The organism is Agarivorans sp. 2_MG-2023 (assembly GCF_030548085.1).
GTDB lineage: Bacteria > Pseudomonadota > Gammaproteobacteria > Enterobacterales > Celerinatantimonadaceae > Agarivorans.
In genome coordinates this window covers 144,804-162,345 of the sequence record NZ_JAUORQ010000005.1, presented here as the reverse complement: position 1 = coordinate 162,345, position 17,542 = coordinate 144,804, and the positions used below count along the sequence as shown (strand labels likewise).

General features: G+C 44.9%; 15 protein-coding genes. 7 read left to right on the top strand and 8 right to left on the bottom strand.

From position 1 onward, the window contains the following. Positions 1 to 81: 81 nt before the first annotated feature. Positions 82 to 1,710 carry an alpha-amylase family glycosyl hydrolase gene (locus Q4549_RS09405; RefSeq protein ID WP_303553165.1) on the bottom strand — a complete coding sequence of 543 codons (1,629 nt, stop codon included), beginning with the start codon at positions 1,708 to 1,710 and terminating at the stop codon, positions 82 to 84. Between the two features lie 287 nt (positions 1,711 to 1,997). Between Q4549_RS09405 and rlmF the strand changes: the two genes are divergently transcribed. Together rlmF and Q4549_RS09395 are read left to right on the top strand one after the other, a co-directional pair. Beyond that, complete coding sequence (gene rlmF, locus Q4549_RS09400) at positions 1,998 to 2,957, top strand: 23S rRNA (adenine(1618)-N(6))-methyltransferase RlmF (RefSeq protein ID WP_303553164.1); 960 nt, start codon at positions 1,998 to 2,000, stop codon at positions 2,955 to 2,957. 79 nt (positions 2,958 to 3,036) lie between these two features. Beyond that, positions 3,037 to 3,921, top strand: coding sequence for a PA4780 family RIO1-like protein kinase (locus tag Q4549_RS09395; RefSeq protein ID WP_303553163.1), 885 nt, complete (start codon positions 3,037 to 3,039; stop codon positions 3,919 to 3,921). Positions 3,922 to 3,946: 25 nt separating this feature from the next. Here Q4549_RS09395 and Q4549_RS09390 read toward each other — a convergent pair whose 3' ends face one another. The 5 genes from Q4549_RS09390 to ilvG form a co-directional block, all read right to left on the bottom strand. Beyond that, the gene (locus tag Q4549_RS09390) at positions 3,947 to 4,684 is read right to left on the bottom strand and encodes a hypothetical protein (RefSeq protein ID WP_303553162.1); all 738 of its coding nucleotides are present in this window, start codon (positions 4,682 to 4,684) and stop codon (positions 3,947 to 3,949) included. A gap of 146 nt (positions 4,685 to 4,830) precedes the next feature. Then, positions 4,831 to 6,366: a threonine ammonia-lyase, biosynthetic gene (gene ilvA / locus Q4549_RS09385; RefSeq protein ID WP_303553290.1), complete on the bottom strand. Its 1,536-nt coding sequence runs from the start codon at positions 6,364 to 6,366 to the stop codon at positions 4,831 to 4,833. A gap of 64 nt (positions 6,367 to 6,430) precedes the next feature. Beyond that, positions 6,431 to 8,278, bottom strand: coding sequence for a dihydroxy-acid dehydratase (gene ilvD, locus Q4549_RS09380; RefSeq protein ID WP_137673389.1), 1,848 nt, complete (start codon positions 8,276 to 8,278; stop codon positions 6,431 to 6,433). Positions 8,279 to 8,314: 36 nt separating this feature from the next. Continuing rightward, positions 8,315 to 8,587, bottom strand: a complete 273-nt coding sequence (gene ilvM / locus Q4549_RS09375) for an acetolactate synthase 2 small subunit (protein WP_303511650.1) — start codon at positions 8,585 to 8,587, stop codon at positions 8,315 to 8,317. After that, positions 8,587 to 10,245: an acetolactate synthase 2 catalytic subunit gene (gene ilvG / locus Q4549_RS09370; RefSeq protein ID WP_303553161.1), complete on the bottom strand. Its 1,659-nt coding sequence runs from the start codon at positions 10,243 to 10,245 to the stop codon at positions 8,587 to 8,589. Before ilvG ends, ilvM begins: the two co-directional genes overlap by 1 nt. A 505-nt stretch (positions 10,246 to 10,750) precedes the next feature. On the opposite strand from ilvG, the gene Q4549_RS09365 reads away from it, so the two are divergent. Continuing rightward, complete coding sequence (locus tag Q4549_RS09365; RefSeq protein ID WP_303553160.1) at positions 10,751 to 11,200, top strand: DUF192 domain-containing protein; 450 nt, start codon at positions 10,751 to 10,753, stop codon at positions 11,198 to 11,200. A gap of 59 nt (positions 11,201 to 11,259) precedes the next feature. Continuing rightward, positions 11,260 to 11,820 (top strand): sugar O-acetyltransferase, encoded by a 561-nt coding sequence (locus tag Q4549_RS09360; protein ID WP_303553159.1) that lies wholly within the window; start codon positions 11,260 to 11,262, stop codon positions 11,818 to 11,820. Between the two features lie 41 nt (positions 11,821 to 11,861). Here the strand turns inward: Q4549_RS09360 and bcmE are convergent, their stop codons facing one another. Beyond that, positions 11,862 to 13,229: a thiamine pyridinylase gene (bcmE, locus tag Q4549_RS09355; RefSeq protein WP_303557138.1), complete on the bottom strand. Its 1,368-nt coding sequence runs from the start codon at positions 13,227 to 13,229 to the stop codon at positions 11,862 to 11,864. Positions 13,230 to 13,571: 342 nt separating this feature from the next. Here bcmE and Q4549_RS09350 point away from each other — a divergent pair, with 342 nt between their 5' ends. Next, on the top strand, positions 13,572 to 13,988 hold the full coding sequence (locus tag Q4549_RS09350; protein WP_137673395.1) for a CBS domain-containing protein: 417 nt from the start codon (positions 13,572 to 13,574) through the stop codon (positions 13,986 to 13,988). A 145-nt stretch (positions 13,989 to 14,133) separates the two neighbouring features. Here Q4549_RS09350 and Q4549_RS09345 read toward each other — a convergent pair whose 3' ends face one another. Beyond that, positions 14,134 to 14,892, bottom strand: coding sequence for an ABC transporter substrate-binding protein (locus Q4549_RS09345; RefSeq protein WP_303557135.1), 759 nt, complete (start codon positions 14,890 to 14,892; stop codon positions 14,134 to 14,136). A 194-nt stretch (positions 14,893 to 15,086) separates the two neighbouring features. Between Q4549_RS09345 and Q4549_RS09340 the strand changes: the two genes are divergently transcribed. Together Q4549_RS09340 and Q4549_RS09335 are read left to right on the top strand one after the other, a co-directional pair. Beyond that, a complete protein-coding gene (locus tag Q4549_RS09340) occupies positions 15,087 to 16,601 on the top strand; it encodes a YifB family Mg chelatase-like AAA ATPase (RefSeq protein ID WP_303554459.1) in 1,515 nt (504 codons plus the stop codon). 452 nt (positions 16,602 to 17,053) lie between these two features. Beyond that, positions 17,054 to 17,452 carry a hypothetical protein gene (locus Q4549_RS09335; RefSeq protein WP_303511691.1) on the top strand — a complete coding sequence of 133 codons (399 nt, stop codon included), beginning with the start codon at positions 17,054 to 17,056 and terminating at the stop codon, positions 17,450 to 17,452. Positions 17,453 to 17,542 lie beyond the last annotated feature (90 nt).

The window sequence follows — 17,542 nt, the reverse complement described above, 5'->3', positions numbered from 1 at the left end:
ATTAAGTTGTCAAAAATAACAAAACCAATAATAAAAAAAGCTCCCCGCTAAACTGCCGAGGAGCTGGTTCTGCTGCTTAGATTAGTACTGGTAAATCCTAATTTCCTGCGGGGCTAAGCTTAAGTTTACTTGGCCTGCAGAAGTGCTACTGATATTGCTTGAGCCAAAGCCCGCCAGCGGAGTTAGCACCGCAGACTGTTGTTCAAGAGCAATGCTCGGGGTTTGGGGGCTTTCGCTGTAGTTAAATACAACTAGCACGTTGCTGCCTGCTGTTGTGCGCGTAAAGGCCAGTACTTCACCTTGGTTGAGCAATGTTAAATTACCATTGCGCAATGCCGGTGTGGCTTTACGCAGTTGAATAAGGTTTTTGTAATGATGGTAAAGCGAGCTGTTATCAGCCATTTGGCTTTCAGCGTTATAGTTGGCGGAGTTATTGGCAATTTCTCGATATGGCGTGCCTGAAGTAAATCCACCATCGGCTGTCCAGCTCATTGGCGCTCGGAGTAAATAGTCACCCCCACTGTTTTTAGTGTGTGCCATGCCTACTTCTTCACCGTAATAAATAAAGGGCTGACCAGGCAGAGTTAATAAGGTGGCAGCAGCCAAGCGATATTTAGCTTCGTTACCAGAAAATTGCTCGAATATACGTTGGCCTGCAAAGGAGTCATGATTAGCGAGTAATAACCCCATGCTATCTAGAGAGCTCTGGTTAAGCCAATAAGACATTGAAGTCTGATCGCTTGAGCCTGAACCTACAGCCGACATGATGGCTTTATTCAGGTAAAAGGAAAACGCAGATCCACAAAAGCTTTGCTGAGCAGCGGCCAGTGAATCTGAAGAGTCTTCACAGATCATGTATCGATTACTGTAGTCTTCCATCACCAATTGCTGGATACCATACATAATCGCTGCGTTTTCCGGTTGTGCGGACCATTGATTAGGCCCGTTTTCGACTAAGTGGGTCATCGCGTCAAAACGAAAACCGTCCATTCCTGCATTTAACCAATAACGTAGATTGTTGTAATGAAACTGAATAACCTCTTCATTTTGTAAGTTAAAATCAGGCATGTTGGACTGGAAAATACCGTAATAAAAACCATATTGTCCTTTATGCCAAGATGAATCCCCAGACCAATTTGTCCATTTAGGATCGCTGTCTTGCCACATATACCAATCGCGTTTTCCGCCAGCATTATTGTTAGAGTCAGCAAATACTGGGTTGTCACCAGAGCTGTGGTTAATGAGATAGTCGGCGATAACGCCAATTCCGCGGGCATGCGCTTGTGCTAAAAACTCATCAAAGTCTTCTCGAGAACCGTAGTCGCTCTCGATGCTACGATAATCCACCACCTCATAACCGTGGTCTTTATCAGAGCTTTCACTAAAGGGGAGTAACCAGATACCTTCAACCCCCAAGTCTGCAATGTAATCTAGTTGAGAGGTAAGCCCTTTAAAATCTCCAATTCCATCGCCATCAGAATCTTTGTAGCTGCGTACAAAGATCTCCATAAACACTGCCCCTTTGTACCAATCTTTGGCTAGGGCGGGTTGGTCGTCTACTGCAACTGAACTCATATCAACCAGAGTATCGGCCTTAGCCTCACCCACGGGTAATTCAATGGGAGCGGGTGTTTCTGTGCTAGAACCACAGCCACTTAGGGCTGTAAGTACGGCAAGCGGAAGCGCACCGTATAGTAGGTGTTTAATCATTGTTCTTACTTTCCTTGTAACATTGCTGAAAACAGGGCTTGTGTTAGTAGTGCTGGCTACGATGATCTGTGATTAATTTGTCATCTTTATTCACACAAGCGCTTTTATATCAATTACTAATAATTGAGGATGATATTTTTCACTATATTGTTTTTTTTATCATCACTATTGATCACATATTTATCAATAGTGTTGGGTTTGGCTTTATTTCGATCGATACAAGCCTTTGCTCGCGCTTCGCTTTATAATGGTGGGGTATTTATAAATCTTTAGGCCTTTGCTGATTAATGCGAGATAAAAAAACAGCCCGTCCAGCCACTAAAAGTCAGTTGCACCCGCGCAACAAACATCGCCAGCGTTATGACTTCCCTGCGTTGATAAGCTCTTGCCCTGAATTGACCCGCTTTGTGGCAGACAATCAATATGGTGATGCGTCTATCGACTTTTTTAATCCTGATGCAGTACGTTGTTTAAACAAGGCTTTACTGAAGCACTTTTATGCAATTGATGGCTGGAGCATTCCTAAAAATAACCTTTGCCCGCCTATTCCCGGCCGTGTGGATTATGTGCATTACTTGGCTGATTTATTGGCAACATCGAGCAAGGGAAGTATTCCTACAGGCAAGGCCATACGCTGTATCGATATTGGTGTTGGGGCAAATTGTGTTTACCCTTTGGTGGGGGCCAGTGAGTATGATTGGTCGTTTGTCGGTAGCGATATTGAAGCCGCATCGTTGCGCTCGGCCGGGTTAATTTTGGCAGCTAATCCTCAGTTAGAACGGCAAATCGATTTATGTTTGCAAACCAATAAAAAAGCTATTTTTAACGGTATAATTCAAGCCGATGAGCGTTTTGAGTTAAGTATATGTAACCCGCCTTTTCACCGTTCGGCAGCGGAGGCTAAAGCGGGAACGCAGCGTAAACAAACTAACTTAAAAGCCTCGGTGAAACATAAAGATAGCTTGAATTTTGGCGGCCAAAGCAACGAGCTATGGTGCCCAGGAGGAGAGCTAAGCTTCATTAAAAATATGATCAGTGAAAGCCAGCAATTTTCGGCTCAAGTATTGTGGTTTACTAGTTTGGTATCAAAAGAGGCTAATCTTAAGGCAATATATCAAGCGTTGAAGCAGCAAAAAGTGGCACAATTTGAAACCATAAAGATGGGCCAAGGTAACAAAGTGAGTCGCTTTGTTGCGTGGACTTACCAAAAACCAGAACAACAAGCGCAGTGGCTTTTATCATCATGAGCCTTGCTGTTGTTTTTGTCGTTTCAGCATGGTTAATCAAGGTGCTGAATCTATTAATTATTAGTGATAAAAGAGAGCAATGAAAACGCCTAAAAGAATCCAGCCTTTAGTTGACGATGGCTTAGTAGATGAAGTGAAAAGCCAGCTGATGAGTGGCAAAGAAGCCTCGGTTTACGTGGTGCGCTGCGGCGATAAAATCCGCTGCGCCAAAGTGTATAAAGAGGCCAGCCAGCGCAGTTTTAAACAGGCGGTGGCTTATCGTGAGGGGCGTAAAGTGCGTAATAGTCGCCGTGCTCGAGCGATGGAGAAAGGCTCTGGTTTTGGTCGTGAGCAACAGGAAAAAGTGTGGCAAAGTGCCGAAGTTGATGCCCTGTATAAGTTAGCTGCAGCAGGCGTGAGAGTGCCGGAGCCTTACGGCTGCTTTGATGGCGTGTTGTTGATGGAGTTGGTGACCGACGATGAAGGTTATGTGGCACCGCGACTAAATGATGTACTGATGTCTGAAGAGCAAGCCTTGGAAGACCATCAAACCATGATTGGTTATATTGTAAAAATGTTGTGTGCGGGTCTAATTCATGGGGACTTGTCAGAGTTCAATGTGCTGGTGGATGAATATGGCCCCGTGATTATTGATTTGCCGCAAGCGGTAGATGCTGCTGCTAACAATAATGCCGAATGGATGCTTGCGCGTGACATCAATAACATGCGCGACTATTACACCCAATTTGCGCCTTCGCTGGCCAGCACCGAATATGCCAAAGAGATGTGGGCACTGTTTGAAAAAGGCGAGTTAACTGCAGATACCGAACTGACCGGAGAATTTACTCAGCAGGACACCGTGGCAGACATTGCGGCGATTATGCAGGAGATTGATGCTGCTCGCGAAGAAGAGTTAGCACGCCGAGAGCGAATTAATGAAGCCCAACAAGGGGTAGATGAAAGCAAATTTAACTGGGCCGATTAATCTAATCTGCCCAGCAAGTATTGGTTTAGATATTCACATTTGCACTGGTTTGAAATTCCAACAAGGTATTTGCGGGAATTTGCACCGCTCCACCACGAGTTATTAGGGCTAATCCTGCGCCTACCTTGGCGCCGTCTTTAGCGCCATCACTACCGTTTATTAAACCGCCAATAGCTGCACCGCCAGCGGTTTTTTTCACGGTGTTTTTGGCTTGTGCGTCACCTAAGCCGTTAAAGCTATTGGTTTGAATAGCGATACGTTGGCCATTAATGGTGATGTCGGTTAACGCAATGCTTAAGCTAGATTTACCCGCTAAACGACCCGCTTGTTCGCTTTGTATTACCCTGCCGTAAACCGTGTCGCCAGTTTTTGCGATAAGGTGTCCACCTACCGATAAATCACCCTCTAGTTTGCCTGAAAAACGATGGCCAGAGCGATGTTCACGGCTACTAATGGCGGTATCTAAGCTTACCATTAAGAGGGTACCTGCCGGGATGTGCGTTATCGCTGAAGCGGCCGTGCTATTTACTATCGGAGCTGGCTCAGCTTTCGCTGGGGCAGTAAAAGAAACGTCTAGGTCTTTAACATCGCTGGTGCTAAACGTCATAGCGTTGCCGGCCATTTCAAACTGAATATTCTCTGCGTCGCGACTAAGCAAGGTACCTTCAAGCACACTGCCATTATTAAGGGTGAGGGTGTCGGCGCTAAGATTAAAGCTAATAGCGGCGATAAATACGCTAACTAAAGGAGTCGTCTTCAACATGGTTTGTTTATCCAGTATCTAAAAGAAACAAGGCATCTTTTTACCAGTTGATTAGAGATAAAGCCTGTGATGAGACCGATTAACCCGATAAATATCAATTATCGGGCTGATGGGATCTTGAGCTGCGGTTTTAGATTAACGCAAGGTTATTGCTGTGCCAGAAAAAACTGGTAAGCGGTATTATTAGTTTCGTCGCGATAATCAAAACCAAGCTGCGCTAAGTGCTTGCTAAAAGCCTGTTGATCACTGTCTTGCAGCTCAAAACCGGCCAGTACTCGCCCGTAGGCAGAACCGTGGTTACGATAATGAAATAGGGTGATATTCCAATGTGGACCTAAGGTGCGCAAAAACTTAAGCAAAGCCCCTGGTTGCTCGGGAAACTCGAAACTGTATAGGCGCTCGTTTAGTTTGGCGCCTGGATGGCCGCCCACCATGTAGCGAACATGCTGCTTAGCAAGTTCATCGTCACTCAAATTCGCCACTTGGTAGCCGCTGTTATTGAGTGTATCTAATAGTGTTGGCAGTTCGGTGTCGCTGTTGCTTACTCGTATACCGACAAAAATACTGGCCTGCTGTTCACTGGCATAGCGGTAGTTAAACTCGGTAATTGCACGACCACCTAAGTGCTCTACAAATTCCAAATAAGCACCTTGGCGCTCGGGAATATTGACCGCTAATACCGCTTCTTTTTTCTCGCCTAGTTCAGTGCGCTCAGAGACATAACGTAGATTATGGAAATTTACATTAGCACCGGATAACACCGCTGCTAAACGGTGATCTTGAAGCTTGTGTTGTTGAGCGTAGGCTTTTAAGCCGGCTAAGGCTAAAGCGCCAGAGGGCTCTGAGATAGCACGAGTATCTTCAAAAATATCTTTAACCGCGGCACATATTTCATCGGAGTTGACCGTGATGACTTCATCTAAATACTGCTGACATAAGCGGAAGGTTTCTGTGCCAATGAGCTTTACTGCCACACCATCGGCAAACAGGCCCACTCGCTCTAAAGGCGTTGGCTTTCCTGCCGCCAACGCTGCTTTTAAGCAGGCTGAGTCTTCGGCTTCTACGCCAATAATCTTAATGTGTGGCATCAGTTGTTTAATGTAAACCGATACTCCAGCGGCAATTCCGCCACCACCTACTGGCACAAACACCGCGTCTAGGTGCATGTCTTGCTCAAGTAGCTCTTTGCCAATGGTGCCTTGTCCGGCAATCACATCTACATCGTCAAAAGGAGGTATGAGGGTATAACCGTGCTCGGCGGCTAGTTGTTTGCAATAGTGACTGGCTTCGTCAAAGTTGTCGCCTACTAAGCGCACATCAGCGCCCATGGCGCGAACTGAATCCACTTTAATATCGGGCGTAGTGGTAGGCATAACAATGATGGCGGAAATATCTAAACGCTGTGCCGACATCGCCACACCTTGCGCATGATTACCCGCTGATGCAGCAATCACACCTCGCTGGCCTTGCTCTTGGCTAAGTTGCGCTATTTTGTTGTAAGCCCCACGCAATTTAAACGAATGCACACTTTGTCGGTCTTCACGTTTGAGAAGAATGTTATTGCCAATTCGCTTCGACAGTTTGTTCATGTCTTGCAGCGGGGTGACTTGGGCAATCTCATATACTGGCGAAAGCAGGATTCGGCGAAGATATTCGTTAGCGGAGGGGAGGTGTTGCGTCATCATATAACCTTAAAAAAATAAGCCCGGCGTACCGGGCTATTTACGCAAACTTTCTAGTGCAAAACTAGTCTAGTTTGCTTTGATCGCGGATTGCGCCTTTGTCTGCACTGGTGGCAAAGTGGGCGTACATTTTCAGTGAAGTACTCACCTCACGAATACGGCCAATCGGCCGCCAAGCATCGCTGCCTTTTGCTTCCATGGCTGAGCGACGTGTTGCTAGCTCTGCATCACTTACTTCTAGCACAATGCTGCGCTCAGGAATGTTGATGTCGATAATATCGCCCGGCTCAACCAAAGCGACTATGCCACCGCTAGCGGCTTCTGGTGAAACATGGCCAATCGACAAGCCAGAAGTACCACCAGAGAAGCGACCGTCGGTTAGTAAGGCACACTTCTTACCGAGTCCCATAGATTTCAAGTAAGAGGTTGGATACAACATTTCTTGCATGCCTGGGCCACCTTTAGGGCCTTCGTAGCGAATCAATACCACGTCACCTGCTTTAACGGTGCCGTCTAAGATACCGGCTACTGCATCATCTTGGCTTTCAAAAATACAGGCTGGGCCACGAAATACTAAGTTGTCGTCATCTACGCCTGCGGTTTTAACAATACAGCCATCTAAAGCTATGTTGCCTTTCAATACTGCTAGGCCACCTTCTAAACTAAAGGCGTTTTCAAGGCTACGAATACAGCCTTCGGCGCGGTCAGTATCTAACTCATCCCAACGGCAATCTTGGCTAAAGGCTTTAGTGGTACGAATACCCGCTGGACCAGCTCGGTAGAAGTCTTTCACCGCTTGATCTTGGGTTTGCATTACGTCCCATTTAGCCAAGGTATCAGCTAGGGTGCCTCCCATTACATTTGGCTCGTCGCGGTTAATTAAACCGGCGCGATCTAGCTCGCCCAAAATACCCATAATACCGCCCGCGCGGTGTACATCTTCCATGTGGTATTTGTTGGTTGAAGGGGCAACTTTACATAACTGAGGCACCTTACGAGACAGCTCATCCATGTGGTCCATGTTGTAATCTACACCAGCCTCTTGAGCGGCGGCCAATAGATGCAATACAGTATTGGTTGAGCCACCCATGGCAACATCAAGCGTCATGGCATTTTCAAATGATTTGAAGGTAGCAATAGAACGCGGCAATGCGCTTTCGTCATTTTGTTGGTAGTAGCGATTACATAAATCTACGATACGTTTACCAGCGTTGACGAATAACTTTTCACGATCAGCGTGAGTAGCTAGCATTGAACCGTTACCAGGCTGGGCTAAGCCGAGCGCTTCGGTTAAACAGTTCATTGAGTTGGCGGTAAACATGCCTGAACACGAGCCACAAGTTGGGCAAGCGCTGCGCTCAACTTTTTCGCTGTCTTCGTCAGACACGTTTTTGTCTGCGCCCATTACCATTGCGTCAACCAAGTCTAACTTAATGATTTGATCGCTAAGTTTGGTTTTACCGGCTTCCATTGGACCGCCAGACACAAAGATAACTGGAATGTTGATGCGCATAGCCGCCATTAACATGCCCGGAGTAATTTTGTCACAGTTAGAAATACACACCATGGCATCGGCACAGTGGGCATTTACCATGTATTCAACAGAGTCGGCGATTAAATCGCGCGACGGTAGGCTATACAACATACCGCCATGACCCATGGCAATACCGTCGTCTACTGCAATGGTATTAAATTCTTTGGCTACGCCGCCTGCATCTTCAATTGAGCGTGCTACCAGTTGGCCAAGATCTTTAAGGTGAACGTGACCCGGTACAAACTGGGTGAAAGAGTTCACTACCGCAATAATTGGCTTACCAAAATCTTCTTCTTTGGTTCCTGTTGCTCGCCAAAGGGCGCGAGCTCCGGCCATGTTACGGCCTTCGGTGGTGGTGGCACTTCGCAGTTTAGGCATTGCGGTTTACTCCGTTAATCTGTGTTTGCTATTTGTTTAGGCAATGGCCGCTTCTGGCGAAGCCACTGCTTGTAATTGCTTTAATGTTACTTGCTCTACGTCGAATAACTTCACTAATTGATTAGTGAGATGGGCTATTGGACGCTCGCTAGTGACGGTTAGTTCAATCGCATAACCCGCAGGCTGGTGCTGAACCTCATGTTCAATGTGCATCGATTGTACTAAAAAACCACGGTGACGTGTCACTCGTAATACACGTTCTAATACATCGGCTTGGCTGCGGGTAGTAATGGTTAGTGAATGTTGCATTAGCAGTCCTCCATCATTTTGTCGTTGGCCACACCCGGTGGCACTAGTGGCCACACGTTTTCCTCAGCATCAATTAATACATGCAGCAGGTAAGGGCCGTCGCTATTTAGCATCCGTTGCAGGGCAGCGTGAACATCAATTTTATTGCTAATGGTTTCACCTGGAATGTCAAAGGCAGAGGCCATTTTTACAAAATCGGGGTTGTCATCAAGAATGGTTTCACTGAAGCGACCATTAAAGAATAAATCTTGCCATTGGCGCACCATACCTAAACGGTTGTTATCAATTAGCAGCATTTTTACTGGCAGCTTAGCGCGTTTAATGGTGGTGAGTTCTTGCACATTCATCATGAACGAGCCGTCGCCAGATACGTTAATCACGGTATCGTTAGGGCGCGCAAATTGAGCACCAATCGCCGCGGGCAAACCAAAACCCATAGTGCCTAAGCCAGCGCTAGAAAGGTGATTTTCTGGGCCGTCAAATTGCATATGTTGAGCCACCCACATTTGGTGTTGGCCGACATCACAGGCTACCACGGTGTCTTTGTCGATCATCTTGCTTAGTTCGTTAAGCATTGCTGGAGCAAAAATATGTGCACCAGGGTGATCATAGCGCCATGCAAAATCATGTTTCCGTTGGCTTACCGTAGCTTGCCAAGGGGCTATGTCGCACTTGCCATGCAGTTCTGGCAAGGTGAGTTTTAAATCGCTATCAAGGGCAACATCTGGCTCACGGCGTTTACCAAACTCACTGGCATCGGCGTCTAAGTGAATGACCTTAGCATCTGGTGCAAATTCATCTAACTTGCCGGTAACGCGGTCATCAAAGCGAGCGCCAATAACAATCAGTAAGTCGGTTTCTTGAACACTTAAATTAGCGGCCTTAGTGCCGTGCATGCCCAACATACCCAAGTAGTAAGGCTGGTCTTCTGTGATTGCGCCAATACCCTTAAGCGTGCTCACACTAGGGATTTGGCTATCTGTTAAAAACGCACGTAATTCGCTTACTGCGTTCGCCATACCTACTCCGCCACCCACGTAGGCCATGGGTTGTTTGGCTTCGGCAATTAATCGCTTGGCTTGAGCGAGTGAACTGGCATTAGGCGCTGTGGCTGGCTGAGCCGAGGCCATGTAAGCTAGGCTTTCTTCCACTTCGGCCAGTTGAATATCTTTAGGCACATCAATTAATACTGGGCCGGGGCGGCCACTAGTGGCAATTTCAAAGGCTTGCTCAATGGTGCGCTTTAGCTCTTTAACATCAGTGACCATAAAACTGTGTTTGGTCACCGATAAAGACATGCCTAATACATCAACTTCTTGAAAGGCATCTGTACCAATCACAGGTTGGGCAACTTGCCCGGTAATGGCGATTAAAGGAATAGAGTCTAATTGTGCCTCAGCCAGGCCGGTGACAAGGTTGGTTGCGCCAGGCCCAGAAGTAGCAATACATACGCCAACTTTTAGTCCACGATTCGCCCCTGCGCGGGCATAACCCACTGCAGCCATTGCCGCACCTTGTTCATGGCGCGTCAGCATGTGCTTGACCCCACCATCATAAAGCGCGTCATAAAGCGGCATAATTGCCCCACCGGGATAACCAAATACTTGTTCAACGCCCTGTTGTTTCAGAGTCGCTACAATTTGTTGAGCACCATTCATCACTACTTCCTTTCCACCGTTAACAAAAAACCCCCGAGCTTTGCAGCGCGGGGGTTTGGTGTTGTTTGCTTGTTTCAGTTACAACAGCGCATCCCCGCGAGGTGACAGAATAATCACCACAAGGACCACGCTAATAATTAGTGCAACTGAAAAAGACATATTTAAAACTTTCCTAAAACATTGGTTAACAAGTACCACAGGATAAAATGTGATTCAAGTCCACTTTATCTGTGAAAAGCTCTGCTCTCTGTATGCTTAATATACAAAATGAAGTGTCATTAGCTGCTTTGTGTTTTGGTTGTAGTTTTATATTTTATTTAACTCTTTGGTCATGGTTATATCTGTTGTATCTCTAGCATATTATTCATTGCTAAATTGACTGTTTTTCTCCCAACTTTTTTGCAGAATGGGCCTAATGAGAAATCACTTAGCCTTATTGCATGTTGCTGGTGATATCTGTCATGGTTAGGTCACAGTACGCAAAAGTAACCAAAGGATCTTAGATATGGGCATTGGCAAACCATCACATTGGGTCTTTTTGTTAGGCCTTTTGCTGAGTGTTTATGCTAGGGCTGCGCCTGAACAAGTGATGTTTTCTAGCGTTGAAATAAGGACTAAACAACAAGTCTATGTACTGGAATATGCATATAGTGCAGAACAACGGGCTCGGGGGTTAATGTATCGTCAGTCTCTGTGTGACGACTGCGGCATGCTGTTTAACTTTCAGCAGCCTAAGCGCGCTGGTTTATGGATGAAGAACACTTATCTGCCACTGGATGTTGCTTTTATTCGTCAAGATGGACGTATTTCTGAAATTCGTTCTATGCAAGCTCATGACGTTCGCTTAACCGTTGCTAAACAGAATATTCTTTACGCTTGGGAAATGAACCAAGGGTGGTTTAGTAAAAATGCAATCCAGGTCGGAGATATGGCGAGCATAAAACCGCTAGAATAAGTTATTGAAACTAAAAGGTATCGTGATTTTTGCTGTGAGTTTTCACTCAAGAGGTAGGCATGACAGAAAAAGAAAAGATGTTAGCGGGGAAGCTGTATTTAGCCTTTGATGGCGAGTTAGTTGAAGATCGCAATATTGCCAAGTCACTGTGTTACGAGCTGAATTTGTTACACCCTGAGGAAGATTTACGTGCCGAAGTGCTTGCCGAGTTATTGCCGAATAGTTTAGATCCTTGGATAGAGCCGCATTTTTACTGTGACTACGGTTACAACATTACCACTGGCAAAAACTTTTACGCTAATCATAATTGCGTGATTCTCGATGGTGCGCCAGTGACGATTGGTGATGATGTCATGTTTGCACCATCAGTCAATATTTCCACAGCCACTCACCCTTTAAATGTTAAGCAGCGTACCGAAGGTTTAGAAACCGCATTACCGGTGACCATTGGTAACAACGTTTGGGTAGGCATGGGAGTGAATATACTTCCCGGAGTCACCATTGGTGACAATGCGGTGATTGCCGCGGGTGCTTTGGTGAATAAAGATGTTGCGGCCAATACTGTGGTGGCAGGTGTACCGGCTAAGTATCTGCGTGACGTGCCAGAAAACGAAGATTAGCCACTTTATGCATGGCTAGTCACTTCCAAGCAGGATGCGCCTTATTGAATAGGGCAGGAGTTACAGCCACAAACGCTGACTGATTTTGATGGGACAAAGGGAGGAGCTGTTGTCCACTGGCCATTCCAGCCGCCTTGGTCGCTGCAAATTGATTTGCAGGTTGATGTAGCGTTCCCTGAAGTAAGATAAATCTCAGTGGCTTTGTCGCATCCACAGCTGTAACTTTTAGATATATTTGTTTGAATTTGAGATTTATTAGCATCGAACCATTTGTATAGTGAATCAGATAAGGTGAACATTTTGATGTTGGGATTGTTTGCCATCACTTTCATATCTGCATAGGTGGGGTAAGAACTGGCTAAAGTATCGAAGGCAGATTTTAGAGTGAGTAGTAGGTATTGTGGTACGCCATCAGCTTGACCTACCCCCGTTGAACTGGCTACAACAACGTCTTTTGACGCCATTAATGCTGCCAGTTTTTTTGCATTGGCGAGGTCGTTGCTTTTGCTATTAACTCCGATCACATCAGCGTAAAAAATCGGGTTTGTGGTTTCGCCATTATCCCATAGGGGCAATGGCTTGAAGCCGAAGTTATCGGGTAGTCGACCATTGTTGCCTTTTGCTATACCCCACATCGATTCGGTAAACCCTACAAAACTATTTCCATAGCCTTGTCCAAACCAAATACCTCGTTGATAAGGTGCGAAATCAGCCTTGCTGCTATTTAGGTAACTGCTCATTTCCATTAATGTATGAAGGCGGCTAATCACATTATTATTTATCGAAGAAGGGGTAGGGAACGGATATGTCCCATTCATAGCGTATTGAGTTGCTATGTAATAACTGGCGTTAGTGGTTTTTCCTGAAATATCTAACATCATTCCATTGTGTGGGGCTTGTCCTGGCACCAATCCAGTGTACTGGCAGGTTTTCACAATGTTGCGAACCTCGTCGAAGGTATTCGCATTCTCTAGGCCTATTCCTTTGTTGTAGAACAAAATATTGGTACAGCCTAGTAGCGGGATAGCTGCGTAAGTTGAACCATCCTTGTTTTTAACACCGTTGATAGCATACGGTAAGAAATCATCTAATCCATCAGGATTAATATCTGATGCGCTTAGATCTTGTAATATGTTTGAGGCGCGATATTTGTTTAAAAATAGTGCATCAAAAACAAACACGTCTAGCTTTGAAGGGTCTTTGCCGTAACCACCATCCCATACATTTTCATCGGTGATAATTTCTAGGGTAATCCCGTTACCTAGCTCAGCCCATTTCTCTTCGAGAACGGTTTTGAATTGTTCCACTCTGGGAACATATGGATACAGTCCAACTTTTAGGGTTGTAGCGTGGCTATGAAATACGTAGGAAAGCAATGTTAAAAAGATAAAAAATCTTAAGTTGTTCATCGATCAGCCCACCATAGTTATCAGTATCGATTCCTACTTACTTTGGCTGAATAGCCGCTGTAAGTTCAGTTTTTGATTAAGACTAAATAGATAGTAGTTTACTTAATGACGTTTGTGTCAAAATAGTAGGGGGTAAAATCATCATAAATAATGGCTATAAATCATCGTCTATACAGATGATTTTATTCTCTCGGTGAAAAGTAGGGAGAATGCTTTGGAGCGTAGCTTTTTTTGAGGTCTCTAACTTTTACCTATCAATCTAATAGTTATAAGCCATTTCTTATCTGTCTTGGTTTGTAATACCGTTAAGTTGTAATCTTAAAGGCCCTTGAAGGAGGTCTTATGCAACAGCTTAATGTTCGACACTATATGCGTACTCAGTTACTTAGCTTTACTCAAGAGCAAAGCATTAACCAAGCCAGTGACGCCCTAACAAAGTCCCAGCAACTTGGTGCGCCAGTGGTTGATGCCAAGGGTGCCTTAATCGGTTGGTTATCAGAGCTAGACTGCGTAACCCAAATGCTGCAAGCCGGTTATTACTGTGACCAAAGTGCCTTAGTGAAAGACATCATGCGCACAGAGGTATTAAGTGTTGGCCCCGACGAGAACATTCTTGATTTGGCCAAAAGCATGACCGATAACAAACCGAAGAGCTATCCGGTGGTTGAGAATGGCAAACTACTGGGTTTAATTGAGCGCAAGGCAGTATTAGCGGCGCTACATAAACAACAGCAGCAATGTTTTAGCGTAAAACAGTAGAAGCGATTAATGGCGCTTTATTCAACTGAGAACGTTGATAAGTGCCTCTTCTTTTTGAGAGCTTTAAGTTGGCTTTTATCTAAAGCTTTTTAGGCAGATTCTAAGAAGCGGAAAGTATTGATTCTCTTAAACGCTCAATATCAACTTACTCGAGATCTCTGAAGCGTTCTTGATGAGGATTGGGTTCTTGGCTTTCAAGATATTGGCTGACAATCCGATCATAGGTGCCATTTTCTTTAATGATATAAAGCCCTCTATTGAAGCCATCGCGTACTTCGCGGTCCCAAAACACGTTATAAAAACCAAACTTCTCACCAAATATTTTTGACACAACATACTCGGTATCGGTGTTCTTATATTCCGTTCTCGCTTTAAAATAGTTGAAGATTTCATGGGCTAAAACAATTACATCTACACGTTCTTTAAACAGCATTAAGATTTGAGATTGTTGTTTTGAGGTTTCTTGGTATAGAGATTTCTCCTTGTTTGATAGCGCTATGCGCTGATAATCATCGCCATAAAATAGGCTGGCTCGTTGATGCGCTAATATGGACTTATCTTGCAAATCATTAATTGTCGAAATATCGAGATCTGTCTTGTTTAAGTGTATTGCGACGGTTTGATATTCGGGAAGCACGATATCGGAATAAAAAACCTCAATATCTTTAAAGTTTTTTAAGGTAACAATGGCACCATCAATTTGCTTTTGGCGAAAGGATATCGGCAGGCGTCCGTAGGGATAGCTAGTAAACTCTACCTGATAACCAGCAATAGTGAGGCTCTCTCGCACTATATCCACTTCGGCACCAGAAAACTTGTCGCCCTCTACAATGCTGTAAGGCGGGAAGTCTGCCACACCTATCAAAATGACATTATCCTTCGCTAAGCAAAGAGAGCTACTCATAAGCAATAGACAAACGGTGAAGGCGCTGCGGATCCATATCATAAATTAAAATATAGCAGCTGCTGAAGCAAAAACGAGCACACTCAATAGGGCCATACTCACTAGAAAAGCTGCTAGGTTAGCGAGAGGCCATTAATGACACTTTTATTAAAATACGACTAGTATCAAAGGTGTTATTAATTGTTGGGAAAATTATGGGTTTAGCGATTGTTAAAACATGTACTTTAGTAGGCATGGAAGCCTTAAACGTTACTGTAGAAGTTCATTTGGCCAATGGCCTCCCCGCTTTTTCGATAGTTGGCTTGCCAGAGACCTCGGTTAAAGAAGCGAAAGACAGAGTACGTAGTGCGATACTAAACAGTGGCTTTTCTTTTCCGGCTAAGCGCATCACCGTAAACCTTGCCCCAGCAGACGTTCCTAAAAGCGGAGGTCGATTTGATTTGCCTATTGCGATAGGCATCCTCGCTGCTGCTGGCGATATTCCGCTAGTTTGTTTAAACGATATGGCTTTTTGTGGAGAGCTGGCACTTTCTGGTGCTATTCGCCCAGTTAGTGGTGCCATTGCTACGGCATTGTCTATAAGCCAACAGCATCTCACCTTAGTCACTAGTGAACAAGACGCTGACGCTGCAGCAAGAGTGCCTGAGGTGAAAGTACATGGTAGCGCCAGCCTGCAGCAGCTTAGCGCTGGTTTAAATGGCCAAAGTGCTTTTAATTTGTTGGCTGCAAGCCCCATTGAGCCTGCATTAAGCAAGCTCGAATTAGATATGAGTGACGTGCAGGGCCAGCACTTAGCCAAGCGTGCTTTAGAGCTGGCTGCGGCAGGGGCGCATCACTTGTTGATGTTAGGCCCGCCGGGTACGGGAAAGACCATGTTAGCTAGTCGTTTACCGGGTATTTTACCCAGCCTAAGTGAGCAGCAGGCGATAGAAGTCGCGGCAATTAACTCGGTCAGTGCCCAGCAAAGAGAGCTTGAGCAATGGTACATACCGCCATTTAGAAGCCCGCATCACAGTGCGTCTATGGTGGCTCTAGTGGGCGGAGGGCCAAACCCAAAGCCGGGAGAAATTACTCTGGCGCATCATGGAGTGTTATTTTTAGATGAGCTACCAGAGTTTGCCCGCAGTACCCTAGATGCCCTGCGTCAGCCCCTAGAATCAGGCGAGGTACATATATCACGTGCTGCTTTGCAAGTGCGCTTCCCTTCGCGTTTTCAGCTCATAGCAGCCATGAATCCGTCGCCCTGTGGATATTACCAAGGCCAACAATTGCGCAGCAATCCCGATCAAATTCTTAAGTATTTGAGTAAGCTTTCGGGTCCATTTCTAGATCGCTTTGATTTAAGTGTGGAGGTGGCTGAGTTACCGAAAGGCAGTTTAAGCCAACACTCTAGTGGTGAGTCTAGCGAGGCAATCAAACAGCGGGTTATTGCAGCCCGTAAATTACAAATGCAGCGCAGCGGTAAACTCAATAGCCAACTTTCGGGGAAAGAGTTACATAAACATGCTTTTCTTGGTGCTGAAAATAGCGACTTTTTAGAAAGCAGCATTCGCCAGCTTGGGCTTTCTGCACGAGCATTTCACCGAGTTTGGCGCTTGGCTAGAACCATTGCCGATCTGAAACAACAATCAGATGTTAAACGCAGTGATCTTGTTGAAGCACTAAGTTATCGTGCTATGGATCGATTGTTAAAACAATTAAGCCACTAATATTCACTTTATTTTGACTATTTTCTGTTGAGTCTCTAGTGGCTATAAATTTTTTGTCACAGCACTGGCGCCGCTTGAGCGCCTTTTTTTGTTCCGTAAAGAAATGAATACAACAAAATGGCGCAGAAATTGTATAGCTGTCTGTGTTCAATTTATTGACACTTAATTAGAATGAAAAGAAAGATAACGTTTTCATAAGCTGCTGTTTTTGAAGTACTATGTGAGTTATAAACATAGAGTTATTGATAGCTGTTTATAGGAACCACGGGTGTTCAAGCTCTTTTAAAGAGTAAATGAAATATTAAAAAAGAAAGGCAGTAAGGTCAGAAACATGACTTTCACCGAAAAATCGTTAAACGGGTGTTTACAAGGTGATAGCTGCTACTTAAAGTGCAAACGTGAATAACCCGCATAAAGAGGTTATCGCGCTAATAAAAAAGGAAGGAATTACGATGATGAAATGGATGGTGATAGGCATTTCTCTATTGTTTGCTGCGAGCGCTAGCGCTCAAGAAGTTAGGATTTGGTTACAATCAGGTAGTGAATCGCAATGGATGGAGTTAAGTGATTTACAGATACAGAATACAGATGGCAGTTTAAAAAACCGCATAGTAGCTTTAGATAGCAAAGGAAAACGTTTGTTTATGCCTTTAAGTGAGTTGGCATTCATTCAAGCAGATAATCAGTACTATTATGTATCTAACCAATATATTGCAGTAACCCACAGCGGCGCTAAGTTTAGCTTGCCAAGCCAAGATGATGACGCAGGTATGTTTGTGGCTAAAAATGGCTTTGGTGGATACACCACCTTTGACTACTCGGCATTACGTCGAATTATCTTCTCTAAATAGTTTCCTCATTCTGTCTAGAAAGAACCTCTTTCGCTTAATTAAAATTGCTTAAGCAACACTTTTTTAAGAGGTTTTTTCTGGCACAATAAA